10 protein-coding genes are annotated in these 12,112 nt (G+C 67.7%); 9 read left to right on the top strand and 1 reads right to left on the bottom strand.

What is annotated here, in order from left to right; genetic code table 11:
- Window positions 1–10: 10 nt before the first annotated feature.
- The 7 genes from G7A98_RS12000 (at window position 11) to G7A98_RS11970 (ending at window position 7,482) form a co-directional block, all read left to right on the top strand.
- Window positions 11–931, top strand: coding sequence for an ABC transporter permease (locus G7A98_RS12000; protein ID WP_163649913.1), 921 nt, complete (start codon window positions 11–13; stop codon window positions 929–931).
- The gene (locus G7A98_RS11995; RefSeq protein WP_163649912.1) at window positions 928–1,725 is read left to right on the top strand and encodes an ABC transporter permease; all 798 of its coding nucleotides are present in this window, start codon (window positions 928–930) and stop codon (window positions 1,723–1,725) included. Before G7A98_RS12000 ends, G7A98_RS11995 begins: the two co-directional genes overlap by 4 nt.
- A gap of 39 nt (window positions 1,726–1,764) precedes the next feature.
- On the top strand, window positions 1,765–2,829 hold the full coding sequence (locus G7A98_RS11990) for a spermidine/putrescine ABC transporter substrate-binding protein (RefSeq protein WP_163649911.1): 1,065 nt from the start codon (window positions 1,765–1,767) through the stop codon (window positions 2,827–2,829).
- Between the two features lie 65 nt (window positions 2,830–2,894).
- Window positions 2,895–4,259, top strand: coding sequence for a glutamine synthetase family protein (locus G7A98_RS11985; RefSeq protein ID WP_163649910.1), 1,365 nt, complete (start codon window positions 2,895–2,897; stop codon window positions 4,257–4,259).
- 30 nt (window positions 4,260–4,289) lie between these two features.
- Window positions 4,290–5,363: a spermidine/putrescine ABC transporter substrate-binding protein gene (locus G7A98_RS11980; RefSeq protein ID WP_163649909.1), complete on the top strand. Its 1,074-nt coding sequence runs from the start codon at window positions 4,290–4,292 to the stop codon at window positions 5,361–5,363.
- 59 nt (window positions 5,364–5,422) lie between these two features.
- Window positions 5,423–6,715, top strand: a complete 1,293-nt coding sequence (locus G7A98_RS11975; RefSeq protein WP_163649908.1) for an FAD-binding oxidoreductase — start codon at window positions 5,423–5,425, stop codon at window positions 6,713–6,715.
- A 209-nt stretch (window positions 6,716–6,924) separates the two neighbouring features.
- On the top strand, window positions 6,925–7,482 hold the full coding sequence (locus G7A98_RS11970; RefSeq protein WP_163649907.1) for a glycine zipper 2TM domain-containing protein: 558 nt from the start codon (window positions 6,925–6,927) through the stop codon (window positions 7,480–7,482).
- 60 nt (window positions 7,483–7,542) lie between these two features.
- Here the strand turns inward: G7A98_RS11970 and G7A98_RS11965 are convergent, their stop codons facing one another.
- Window positions 7,543–8,922 (bottom strand): glutamine synthetase family protein, encoded by a 1,380-nt coding sequence (locus G7A98_RS11965; protein WP_163649906.1) that lies wholly within the window; start codon window positions 8,920–8,922, stop codon window positions 7,543–7,545.
- Between the two features lie 253 nt (window positions 8,923–9,175).
- Here G7A98_RS11965 and G7A98_RS11960 point away from each other — a divergent pair, with 253 nt between their 5' ends.
- Together G7A98_RS11960 and G7A98_RS11955 are read left to right on the top strand one after the other, a co-directional pair.
- The gene (locus G7A98_RS11960; protein WP_163649905.1) at window positions 9,176–10,570 is read left to right on the top strand and encodes an aspartate aminotransferase family protein; all 1,395 of its coding nucleotides are present in this window, start codon (window positions 9,176–9,178) and stop codon (window positions 10,568–10,570) included.
- Window positions 10,567–12,060 carry an aldehyde dehydrogenase gene (locus tag G7A98_RS11955; protein WP_163649904.1) on the top strand — a complete coding sequence of 498 codons (1,494 nt, stop codon included), beginning with the start codon at window positions 10,567–10,569 and terminating at the stop codon, window positions 12,058–12,060. Before G7A98_RS11960 ends, G7A98_RS11955 begins: the two co-directional genes overlap by 4 nt.
- Window positions 12,061–12,112 lie beyond the last annotated feature (52 nt).

Below are 12,112 nucleotides of genomic sequence, written 5' to 3'. Positions count from 1 at the left end.
GGAGGGCATCATGGTGGAATCGTCCCTGACGGCGTCGCGGCGGCGCGCGGTGGTCGGCGAGACCCGGCATCTGCTGTTCAGCGTGACGCCGGGGGCCGCCTGGATCACGGTCTTCCTGGTCCTGCCCAGCCTCTACCTGATGGCGGTGGCCTTCATGACCAACGGCCCCTACGGCCTGCCGGAGATGCCGCTGTCGCTGGATGCCTTCCGGCAGCTCGCCGGATTCGGCTTCCTGGGCTGGAGCCCGGGCAATCTCTACACTCTGTTGCGCTCGCTGTGGCAGACCGTGGTCTCCACAGCGCTGGTGGTCGTCGTTGCCTACCCGCTGGCCTACTACATCACCACCTGTCGCGAGCGATGGCGGCCACTGATGCTGCTGGCGGTGGTGGTACCCTCCTGGACCAACCAGGTGATCCGTACCTTCGGCTGGATGAACCTGCTGGCGCCGGGCACGCCGCTCTCCGACCTGGCCGAGTCGCTGGGCCTGATCGGTCCGCACATGGGCCTGTACCCCTCCGACTTCGCGGTGACCCTGGGGCTGGTCTACAACTTCCTGCCGTTCATGGTGCTGCCGCTCTACGCCGCCTTCGAGAAGCTCGACGTCGCCCAGGTGCAGGCCGCTCAGGATCTCTACGCCTCGCCGGTACGCGCCTTCCGGCATGCGGTGTTCCCGCAGACCCTGCCCGGGCTGCTGGCGGGCACCGTGCTGGTGGCGATCCCGGCGTTCGGCATGTACGTGATTCCCGAGCTGCTGGGCGGCGGCAAGAGCATGATGCTCGGCAACCTGGTGGCCCGTCAGTTCTCGGGGGGCTCCAACTGGCCGCTGGGCGCCGCCGGGGCGATCCTCATGCTGCTGGCCACCTTCGTCGGCCTCTACGCCATGCGCCGCATCGGCCGGCGCCTGGGCGGCGGCGAGGAGGTGGTGATATGAGACGGCGCACCCTCGCTCGCGGGCTGGCCGGCTTCTGGTGGCTGACGCTCGTCTTTCTTTATCTGCCGCTGGCGGTGGTGGTGCTGTTCTCCTTCAACTCGGTGAACAGCGCCGCGCATTTCGCCGATGTCTCGCTGCGCTGGTACCACCAGCTGCTGGGCAACGCGCAGATTCTCTCGGCGTTTCGCAACAGCCTGATCCTGGCGATCGTCTCCTCGGTGATCGCCCTGGTGATCGGCTGCCTGATCGGCTATGGCATGTATCGTCACCGGCATCGCCGGCTGGGCTGGCTGATCGTGCTGATCTACCTGCCGATCGTGCTGCCGGACATCGTCTTCGGCATCTCCGAGATGGCCTTCTTCGTGCAGATCAACCGCGCGACCGGGCTGCTCGAGCCGGGGCTGGGCACCATGATCATCGCCCATGTCACCTTCCAGATTCCTTTCGTGGCGCTGATCGTCTATTCGCGGTTCGTGGGGCTCGATCCGACGCTGTTCGAGGCGGCCAAGGACCTCTACGCCTCGCCGTTCAAGCGGGCCCTGCATTTCCTGATCCCCACGCTCAAGCCGGCGCTGATCTCGGCATTCTTCCTGTCGTTCACGCTGTCGATCGATGACTTCGTGATCAGCTTCTTCACCGCCGGCCCGGAAAGCGCCACGCTGCCGATCTACATCTGGGGAGCGATCAAGAAGGGCGTGACGCCGGAGATCAACGCCATCGCCTCGCTGATGATCGGCGCCGTGCTGCTGGCGGCGCTGGTCAGCCTGCTGTTCAACCGACCGCGGCGCCGCTGAGCGTCCGCTGACCCTGAAACCCGAGGAGAGAGCGACACCATGACAACAATCAAGACGCGTCTCGTGACCGCCCTGGGCGGTCTCCTGCTGGCCGGCGGCGCCCAGGCGGCGTCGGAGAAGCTGTACCTGTTCAACTGGACGCAGTACATGGACCCGGCGATCATCCAGGCCTTCGAGGACAAGTACGACGTCGAGGTGGTGCAGAACTACTTCAACTCGCTGCCCGAGATGTTCGCCAAGCTCAAGGCCGGCGGCGTCTCCCAGTACGACATCATCGTGCCCTCCAACTACTATGTGCCGCGGCTGATCCAGACCGGCATGGTGCAGAAGCTCGACAAGTCGAAGCTTCCCAACTTCGACAACATCATGGACAAGTTCCGCGACACGGCCTACGACCCGGGCAGCGACTACACCGCCGCCTACCAGTACGGTGTCACCGGCATCGTCTACAACGCCGAGACCTTCCCCGACGCGCCCAGGAGCTGGTCGCTGCTGTTCGATCCCGAGGTCAACCCCAGCTATCCGTTCGCCATGATGGGCGACGGTCAGGTGAGCATGGGTGCCGCCTGCGCCTACCTGGGCCACGGCTACGACTGCACCGACCTCGACGCCTGGAAGGAGAGCGCCAGGCTGCTGCTCAAGACCAAGCAGCGCGGCAACTTCAGCGGCTTCGTCGACGGCACTCCGGCGCTGCAGCAGCTCGCCCGCGGGGTGACCCACGTCTCGCTCTCCTACAACGGCGACTATCTCTTCTACAAGGAAGAGAACCCGGACACCTTCAAGAACATCAAGTTCATGATTCCCGACGAGGGGACCGAGCTCTGGGTCGACTCGATGATGATCCCGGCCCAGGCCCCGCACCCGGACCTGGCCCACAAGTTCATCAACTTCATCCTCGATCCCGAGATCGGCGCCCAGCTGTCCAACTACAACTACTACTCCAGCCCCAATGCCGCGGCCCAGCCCTACCTCGACAAGGTGCTGACCGAGCCGCCGGTGACGCCCGCCGAGAGCGACATCGACAAGCTGCACTTCACGCCGAGCCTCGAGGGCGACAAGCTGCAGACCTTCAACCAGCTGTGGACCGAAGTGCAATCCCGCTGACGTGTCCCGCCGCGGCGACCCGGGTCGTCGCGGCCGGTACCGGCCTTTCGAGCAAGGATATTCCGATGAGCGAGCGTAACGGCCATGAACTCAGTGAATGGTTCCATGCGCATGGCATCACCGAAGTGGAGTGCCTGGTCAGCGACCTGACCGGGATTCTCAAGGGCAAGATCATGCCCGCCGGCAAGTATCTCAACGGCGGGCGGCCGCGTCTGCCCGACTCGATCTTCATCCAGACCGTCACCGGCGGCTACCCGGACGACGAGGACATCCGCTTCTGGAACCCCGCCGAGCGGGACATGGAGCTGGTACCCGATCCCGGTGCCGTCTATCTGGTGCCCTGGGCCGACGACCCCACCGCGCAGATCATCCATGACTGCTACTACCTGACCGGCGAGCCGGTGGAGCTGTCGCCGCGCAGCGTGCTCAAGCGCGTGCTGGGGCTCTACGCGGCCCGTGGCTGGCGGCCGGTGGTGGCCCCCGAGGTGGAGTTCTATCTGGTCAAGACCAACACCGACTCCGACTACCCGCTGGAGCCGCCGATCGGTCGCAGCGGCCGTCAGGAGAGCAGTCGCCAGTCGTTCTCGATCGATGCGGTCAACGAGTTCGACCCGCTGTTCGAGGAGATGTACGACTACTGCGAAGCCATGAATCTGGACCTGGATACGCTGATCCACGAGGAAGGCGCCGGCCAGATGGAGGTCAACTTCCAGCACGGCGACCCGCTCACGCTGGCCGACCAGGTGGTGATCTTCAAGCGTACCCTGCGCGAGGTGGCGCTGCGCCACGGCATGTATGCCACCTTCATGGCCAAGCCGATGGCCAACGAGCCGGGCAGTTCCATGCACATCCACCAGAGCCTGGTGGCGATCGAGAGCGGCCGGAACCTGTTCGCCGGCGAGGGCGACGAGCCCAGCCGGCTGTTCCATCATTACATCGGCGGGCTGCAGGAATACCTGCCGGCGGCCATGCCGTTCTTCGCCCCCAACGTCAACTCCTACCGCCGGCTGATGCGCAGCGAGAGCAGCGGTTCGGCACCGATCAACATCGAGTGGGGCTTCGACAATCGTACGGTGGGGCTGCGTGTGCCGGTGGGGGCGGCCGAGGCGACCCGCGTCGAGAATCGGCTGGGCGGCGCCGACGCCAACCCCTATCTGGCGATGGCCGCCTCGCTGGCCTGCGGCTATCTGGGCATGCTCGCCCAGATCGACCCGCGCCCGCCGATGGTCGGCTCGGCCTGGTCGGCCGGCCACAAGCTGCCCGACGACATCGGCCCGGCACTGGCCGCGCTGCGCGAATGCGGGCCATTGTCGGACCTGCTCGGTGAACGCTTTACCAACAGTTATCTGGCGGTCAAGCGGGCCGAGCACTCGGCGTATTTCGGGGTAATCAGTTCCTGGGAACGCGAACACCTGCTGCTGCGGGTGTGACGCAACGTATAACAATACAAGGAGACAGGCATGCAAGGTTACGGCTGGAAGGGATTGCTGGGGATGGGGCTGCTGGGCATGACGCTGCCGGCGATGGCGGCCGGGCAGCAGCTCAACCTGTTCAACTGGTCGGACTACATGGACCCCGCGATCATCGCCGACTTCGAGCAGGAAACCGGCATCGAGGTGGTGCAGAACTACTACAACTCCAACGCCGAGCTGTTCGCCAAGCTCAACGCCGGCGGCGATTCGCAGTATGACGTGATCGTGCCCTCCGGCTACTTCATGCCGCGGCTGATCCAGGCCGGGCTGGTACAGCCGCTGGCCCCGGAAGGGCAGAGTCTGGCCGGCCGCGAGGCGATCCTCGAGGAGTTCCGCAAGCCAGCCTATGATCCCGAGGGGCGCTATACCGTGCCCTACCTGTGGGGCACCACCGGCATCGTCTACAACACCGAGATCTGGCCGGACCCCGAGCCGAGCTGGTCGCTGCTCTACGATCCCGAGGTCAACCCCGACCAGCCGTTCGCGCTGCTCAAGGGCGATGCCCAGTTCACCTTCGGCACGGCCTGCGCCTACCTCGGCGAGGGCTTCGACTGTGTCGGCCAGGACCCCTGGAAGAAGGCCGCCAGGCAGGTGATCGAGACCCGCCATCGCGACAACTTCGTGGGCTTCGTCGATGCCACGGCGACCATCGAGCAACTCGCGCGCGGCGTGATCCAGGCGGGGATCGCCTACAATGGCGACCTGGCCTCGAAGCAGGCGGAAAACCCCGACGTCTATGGCAAGATCGGCTTCTTCATCCCCCGCGAGGGCTCGCAGCGCTGGGTCGACGTCATGGCGATCCCCGCCCGGGCGCCGCACCCCGAGGCCGCGCGGGCCTTCGTGCGTTACATGCTGAAGCCGGCGGTGGCCGCCCGGCTGGCCAATTACAACTACTACACCACGCCCAATGCGGCGGCGCTCGAGCAGGTCGACGGCGTGCTGCGCCGGCCGCCGGTGATGCCCGATGCCGAGGCGCGGCAGGCCCTGCACTTCGCCCCGTCGGTCCAGGGCAAGCAGCTGCAGTGGCTTCAGCAGCTCTGGTCCGAGGCGTTGAGTCGCTGAAGGCGTCACGCCCGTTCGCGTTTCGCCATCACTCATCCTGTGCTTTCTGGAGACTTGCCATGCCGGCATCCGCCGCTACCGACCACGTCGCGTCCTACTACGCCGCGTCCGCCAATCCGGCCCCCGAGCGCCCGGCGCTGGCGGGCGAGACCCGCTGCGATGTCTGCGTGGTGGGGGCCGGCTTCACCGGGATCTCCGCCGCCCTGCACCTGGCCGAGCAGGGGCGGCGCGTGGTGGTGCTCGAGGCGACCCGGGTCGGCTTCGGCGCCTCGGGGCGCAACGGCGGGCAGATCGTCAACAGCTACAGCCGCGACATGGATGTCATCGAGTCGCGCTACGGCGCCGACACGGCCCGCGCGCTGGGCGACATGGCCTTCGAGGGCAACCGCATCATCCGCGAGCGCATCGCGCACTACGGCATCGCCTGCGATCTCAAGGAGGGCAACCTGTTCGCGGCCTGCAACGCCCGGCAGTTCCAGGCGCTGGTCGAGCACCAGGCGCTCTGGGAACGCTACGGCAACGATCGGCTCGAGCTGCTCGAGGGCAGGGCCTACCGGCGCGAGATCGGCAGTGAGCGCTACGTGGGCGCGCTGCTGGACCATTCCGGCGGCCACCTGCATCCGCTCAACCTGGTGCTCGGCGAGGCGGCGGCGCTGGAGTCGCTGGGCGGGGTGATCCACGAGCACACGCCGGTGACGCGCATCGAGCACGGCGAGCCGGTGCGTCTGCACACACCGCAGGGCAGGGTCGTCGCCGATCGGGTGGTACTGGCCGGCAACGCCTACATGACGGGGCTGCTGCCGCCGCTGGAGGGCAGGTCGATGCCCGCCAGTACCCAGGTGGTCGCCACCGCGCCGCTCGACGAGGCTAGTGCCCGCGAGATCCTGCCCACCGACCGGGCCGTCGAGGATGGCAACTACCTGCTCGACTACTATCGGCTGTCGGCCGACCGGCGGCTGATCTACGGCGGCGGCGTGAACTACGGTGGCCAGGACCCGGCCAGCATCGAGGGCGCGATCCGGCCCAAGCTGGAGGCGACCTTCCCGCAGCTCCGGGGCGTGGCGATCGACTACGCCTGGGGCGGGACCTTCCTGCTGACCATGAATCGCCTGCCCCAGTTCGGACGTCTCAACGCCAACGTCTACTACGCCCAGGGCTACTCCGGGCATGGCGTGACCTGCTCCCATCTGGCCGGGCGCCTGATCGCCGAGGTCATGGCCGGGCACGGCGAGCGCTTCGACGCCTTCGCCGGGATTCCGCACCTGCCGTTCCCCGGCGGGCGCATGCTGCGGGTCCCGCTCACCCGCCTGGGCGCCTGGTACTACCGGCTGCGCGATGCGCTGGGCCGCTGACGGTCCGGCCGGCCAGTAATCAAACGTTGTTCGATAACTTGTTCTGGGGTATCCTTCCACTGTCTTATCGCGGCGGCGCCGACGAGCCCGGCGCCGTGCGCACATCGCCTTGCCGCAGACGCCGGATCGGTGGTCGTGTGTGTTGTCTGTTCGAAGACGGCGCGCCACGGCCATGACAATGACGTCAGTCCTGACGGAAAGGAGGCGACATGAACAAGTCCATCATCATCGGCACCACACTGTCGGTACTCGGCCTGGGTGGCCTGGCCTTCGGTGCCTATCAGATACGCGAGGCCGATCAGGGGCCGAAGTTCGCTCAGGTGACCCAGGTCGACAAGGTGACCCAGAGCGTCGCGTCGCCGCGCCAGGTCTGCAAGGACGTGGCGGTGACGCACAGCCGTCCGGCCAAGGACCCCAACCGGGTCGCCGGCACGGCCGTGGGCGCCATCGTCGGCGGTGTCGTGGGCAATCAGTTCGGCGGCGGTACCGGCAAGAAGCTGATGACCGCCGCCGGGGCCGTGGCGGGCGGCTTTGCCGGTCGCGAGGTGCAGGGGCGCATGCAGCAGGGCGATACCTACACCACGACCGAACGGCGTTGTCACGAGGTCAACGATACCCGGGAAAAGGTGGTCGGCTATGACGTCGAGTACCGCGTCGATGGCCAGTCCTATCGCACACGCCTGGACGAGGCCCCCGCGCGCCAGCAGGTCCCGCTGATCGACGGCCAGCCCCAATGGAAGGCCGAGGTGGTCGATACCCGCGGCTGAGGCCGTCCCCCGGCACCAATCATCGGCGCCCGCCATGCCGGCGGGCGTCGCCTGCCGTCGTCAGACGTTTCTCAGATACCACTCGTATTCCAGCGGACTGACCGTGCGCATGGCCGCATCGCGCTCGGCCTGCCGATTGGCCAGGTAGACGTGGACGAACGCCTGGCCCAGCCGCTCGTTCAGCGGCGCACAGGCCGCCAGCAGGTCGAGGGCCTTCTGCCAGCTGTTGGTGAGGCTCGCCGGGAGCTGCTCGTAGGCATTGCCCTCGATGGGCGCGTCCGGCTCGCAGCGATGCGTCAGGCCATGCTGGATCGAGGCGAGCAGGGTCGCCACCAGCAGGTAGGGGTTGACATCGGCCCCGGCGACCCGGTGTTCCAGGCGTCGCGCGACATTGGGGCCGGAGGGGATGCGCACCGCCACCGAGCGGTTGTCGTAGCCCCAGGCGGGCGCCATGGGCACGTAGAGGCCGGGCTGGAAGCGTCGGAAGGCGTTGAGGTTGGGGGCGAACAGCGCCATCGAGGCCGGCATCAATTCCAGCAGGCCGCCCACGGCATGGCGCAGCAGCGCCGTGCCCAGCGGGTGCTCGTCGTCGCTGGCGAACACGTTGCGTCCGGTGTCATCGACCAGGCTGATGTGCACGTGGGCGCCGCTGCCGGCCTCGTCGCCATAGGGCTTGGCCATGAAGGTGGCCTCGAAGCCGTGGTTGAGCGCCACGCCCCGGATCAGGCGCTTGAGCAGCACGGCGCTGTCGGCGGCGAACAGGGCGTCGTCGCTGTGCAGCAGATTGATCTCGAACTGCCCGGGGGCACACTCCTTCAGGGCGGTGTCCAGCGGCAGCCCCTGGGCCCGGGCGGCCTGCTGGATCTCGTCGAGGAAGTCGGCGTAGTCGTCCAGCTCGTTGATCGAGTAGAGCTGGCTCTGGGTGGCGCGCTCGCCGGTACCGGGCGACAGCGGCGGCCGGGCCAGTCCGCTGTCGTCGCGTCGCCGGTCGACCAGGTAGAACTCCAGCTCCAGGGCGACCACCGGCGTCAGCCCCTGGTCGCGCAGCTGTGTCAGCTGCCGGCGCAGCAGCTGGCGCGGGTCGGCGAAGAAGGGCGAGCCGTCGCGCTCTTCCATGGTCATCAGCAGCTGGGCCTGGCGGCCGTCGCGTAGCCAGGGCGTGGTCATCAGCGTGCCGGGAATCGGCCGGCAGACCCGGTCGCTGTCGCCCGAGGCCAGCCCCAGGCCGGTTTCCTCGATGGTATTGCCGTTGATGTCGAGGGCGAAGATCGACGCCGGCAGGTTGATGCCGTGGCGATAGGCCTTGCGCAGATTGTCCCGCGGGATGCGCTTGCCACGCAGCACGCCGTTCATGTCACTGATCAGCAGATCCACCGTCTCGATGTCCGGGTGCTGTTCAAGGAAGGCGCGCGCCTCGGCCGGGTCGGTGGCGGACGACATGATCGATTTCCTCTGCTGGCGGCGAGTGGCTCGTGCTTCATCTTTTCGTTGCCGGAAAGTGTTGTCAAATCCTTTACGGTTGCAGGGGCGCGACTGGCAGGTGGAATGACAAGCGTCAGTGGCTGTCGGAAGTGGCATTCCCGGTCCATGGTCGTTATGTTGAAAATATGGCAACACGGTTCTGGAAAGGAGCGGACCATGATCGAACGTTTCCGTGTCGGCATCACCGCGTGTCACCGTGAGCGCGCGTGACATGAGTTCGACGACTCGCGAATGGCAGGCCCTCGACCGGGCGCACTACCTGCACCCCTTCACCGACCACCAGGCGCTCGGCGAGGAGGGCAGTCGCGTCATCACCCGGGCCGAGGGCGTGTACATCCACGACAGCGAGGGGCGGCGTCTGCTCGACGGCATGGCCGGCCTGTGGTGCGTCAACCTGGGTTACGGCCGCCGGGAGCTGGCCGGGGTCGCCGCCGAACAGCTGCGCGAGCTGCCCTACTACAACAGCTTCTTCAAGACCACCCACCCGCCGGCGGTGCGGCTGGCCGAGAAGCTCTGCGCGCTGGCGCCGGACCACGTCAACCGGGTGTTCTTCACCGGCTCGGGCTCCGAGGCCAACGATACCGCGCTGCGCATGGTGCGCCACTACTGGGCGCTGAAGGGAAAGCCGCACAAGCAGGTCGTGATCGCCCGCGACAATGCCTACCACGGCTCCACCGTGGCGGGCATGAGCCTGGGCGGCATGGCGCCGATGCAGGGGCAGGGCGGGCCCGGCGTGCCGGGCATCGTGCATGTGCCCCAGCCCTACTGGTTCGGCGAGGGGCGCGAGCGCACGCCGGCGGCCTTCGGGCGTGAATGCGCCGCGGCGCTGGAGGCCAAGATCCTCGAGCTCGGCGAGGAGAACGTCGCCGCCTTCATCGCCGAGCCGGTCCAGGGCGCCGGCGGGGCGATCATTCCCCCCGACAGCTACTGGCCGGCGGTCAGGGCCGTGCTGGCCCGGTACGATATCCTGCTGGTGGTGGACGAGGTGATCTGCGGCTTCGGCCGGCTGGGCGAATGGTTCGGCAGCCAGCACTACGGTCTGCAACCCGACCTGATGCCGATCGCCAAGGGGCTGTCCTCGGGCTACCTGCCGATCGGCGGCGTGCTGGTGAGCGACCGGGTGGCCGAGACGCTGATCGAGGCCGGCGGCGAGTTCTTCCACGGCTTCACCTACTCGGGGCATCCGGTCTGCGCGGCGGTAGCGCTCAAGAATCTCGAGCTGCTCGAGGCCGAGGGGGTGGTCGAACGCGTGCGCGACGACCTCGGCCCCTACCTGGCCGAGCGCTGGACGAGTCTCGCCACGCATCCGCTGGTCGGCGAGGCGCGCAGCCTGGGGCTGATCGGCGCGCTGGAACTGGTCGCCGACAAGGCGAGTGGCCGGCGCTTCGACAAGGCGCTGGCCGTGGGCAACCTGTGCCGCGACCTGAGCCTCGAGGCGGGGCTGGTGATGCGCTCGGTGGGTGACACCCTGATCATCTCGCCGCCGCTGGTCATCACCCGCGATCAGATCGATGAACTGGTGACGCGGGCCCGCCGCGCGCTGGACGAAGCGGCGCGACGGCTGACTGCCGTCGATCACGGACCTTCTGTCGGGAGAGTGTCATGAGTCATCCGTTTACCCATGCCGACTGGCAACGCCTGGCCGGCGAGTTGACCTTCGAGACCCGCGCCTGGCTCGGGGATGCCTTCGTCGAGGCGGCCGGCGGCGAGCGCTTCGCCACCGTCAATCCCGCCACCGGCGAGATGCTCGCCGAAGTGGCCGCCTGCGATGCCCCGGAGGCCGAGGCCGCGGTGCGCCACGCCCTGGCCGCCGTGGAACGCGGAGACTGGGCCCGGGCGGCACCGGCCGAACGCAAGCGTATTCTGCTGCGCCTGGCCGAACTGATGGAGGCCCACAAGAACGAGCTGGCGCTGATCGATACCCTGGACATGGGCAAGCCGATCACCAGCTCGCTGGGCGACCTGAGCGGGGCGATCAACTGCATTCGCTACAATGCCGAGTCGATCGACAAGGTCTACGGCGAGGTTGCGCCCACCGGCGAGGAGAGCCTGGGTCTGGTGCTGCGCGAGCCGCTCGGCGTGGTGGTGGCCATCGTGCCGTGGAACTTCCCGCTGATGATGACCGCCTGGAAGATCGGCCCGGCGCTGGCCGCCGGCAACAGCGTGATCCTCAAGCCCTCCGAGAAGTCGCCGCTGTCCGCGCTGCGTCTCGCCCGGCTGGCGAAGGAAGCCGGCCTGCCCGATGGCGTGTTCCAGGTGCTGCCCGGCTTCGGCCATACCGTGGGCAAGGCGCTGGCGCTGTCCATGGGCGTCGACTGCCTGGCCTTCACCGGCTCCACCGCGGTGGGCAAGCAGCTGATGCAGTATGCCGGCCAGTCCAACCTGAAGCGGGTGTATCTCGAGTGCGGCGGCAAGAGTCCCAACCTGGTGTTCGCCGACTGCCGGGATCTCGACGCCGTGGCCCGCCACGCCGCCGAGGCGATCTTCCACAACCAGGGCGAGGTGTGCATCGCCGGATCCAGGCTGCTGGTCGACAATGCGATCCGCGAGGCGTTCGTCGACAAGCTGCTGGCGGCGGCCGAGACCATGCAGCCCGGCGACCCGCTCGATCCGGCCAGCTTCATGGGCGCGATCGTCGATCGTACCCAGTACGAGCGGGTGCTCGACTACATCCGCCGCGGCGTGGCGGAGGGCGCGGTACTGCGCGGCGGCGGCGAGCCGCTGGAGGGGGCCGGGCTGTTCATTCCGCCGACGGTGTTCGATGGCGTGACCCCGGCGATGGCGATCGGCCGCGAGGAGGTGTTCGGCCCGGTGCTGGCGGTGTTCGGCTTCGACAGCGAGGACCAGGCCGTGCACCTGGCCAACGACAGCGAGTACGGGCTGGCCGCCGGGCTCTGGAGTCAGGATATCGACCGCATCATGCGTGTCGCCCGGCGGCTGCAGTCGGGCCAGGTGTTCGTCAACAACTGGGCCGGGGGCGACATGACGGTGCCCTTCGGCGGCGTCAAGCAGTCGGGCAACGGCCGCGACAAGTCGCACCACTCGCTGGCGGAGTATTCCGAGCTGAAGACGGTATGGATGACGCTCGCGCCCTGAGGCGCCCTCGGCCTGGAGAGGACTGCGGCCTTTGGTCGAGGGTGTTTCAGAC

The sequence above is a fragment of the Modicisalibacter sp. 'Wilcox' genome, assembly GCF_010993675.1.
Classification (GTDB): domain Bacteria; phylum Pseudomonadota; class Gammaproteobacteria; order Pseudomonadales; family Halomonadaceae; genus Modicisalibacter; species Modicisalibacter tunisiensis.
This window is presented reverse-complemented; position numbering and strand designations above follow the sequence as displayed.

Coding starts and splice junctions, on each gene's coding strand:
- G7A98_RS12000 (WP_163649913.1), top strand. CDS start 11: ATGGTGGAATCGTCCCTGACGGCGTCGCGGCGGCGCGCGGTGGTCGGC.
- G7A98_RS11995 (WP_163649912.1), top strand. CDS start 928: ATGAGACGGCGCACCCTCGCTCGCGGGCTGGCCGGCTTCTGGTGGCTG.
- G7A98_RS11990 (WP_163649911.1), top strand. CDS start 1,765: ATGACAACAATCAAGACGCGTCTCGTGACCGCCCTGGGCGGTCTCCTG.
- G7A98_RS11985 (WP_163649910.1), top strand. CDS start 2,895: ATGAGCGAGCGTAACGGCCATGAACTCAGTGAATGGTTCCATGCGCAT.
- G7A98_RS11980 (WP_163649909.1), top strand. CDS start 4,290: ATGCAAGGTTACGGCTGGAAGGGATTGCTGGGGATGGGGCTGCTGGGC.
- G7A98_RS11975 (WP_163649908.1), top strand. CDS start 5,423: ATGCCGGCATCCGCCGCTACCGACCACGTCGCGTCCTACTACGCCGCG.
- G7A98_RS11970 (WP_163649907.1), top strand. CDS start 6,925: ATGAACAAGTCCATCATCATCGGCACCACACTGTCGGTACTCGGCCTG.
- G7A98_RS11965 (WP_163649906.1), bottom strand. CDS start 8,922: ATGTCGTCCGCCACCGACCCGGCCGAGGCGCGCGCCTTCCTTGAACAG.
- G7A98_RS11960 (WP_163649905.1), top strand. CDS start 9,176: ATGAGTTCGACGACTCGCGAATGGCAGGCCCTCGACCGGGCGCACTAC.
- G7A98_RS11955 (WP_163649904.1), top strand. CDS start 10,567: ATGAGTCATCCGTTTACCCATGCCGACTGGCAACGCCTGGCCGGCGAG.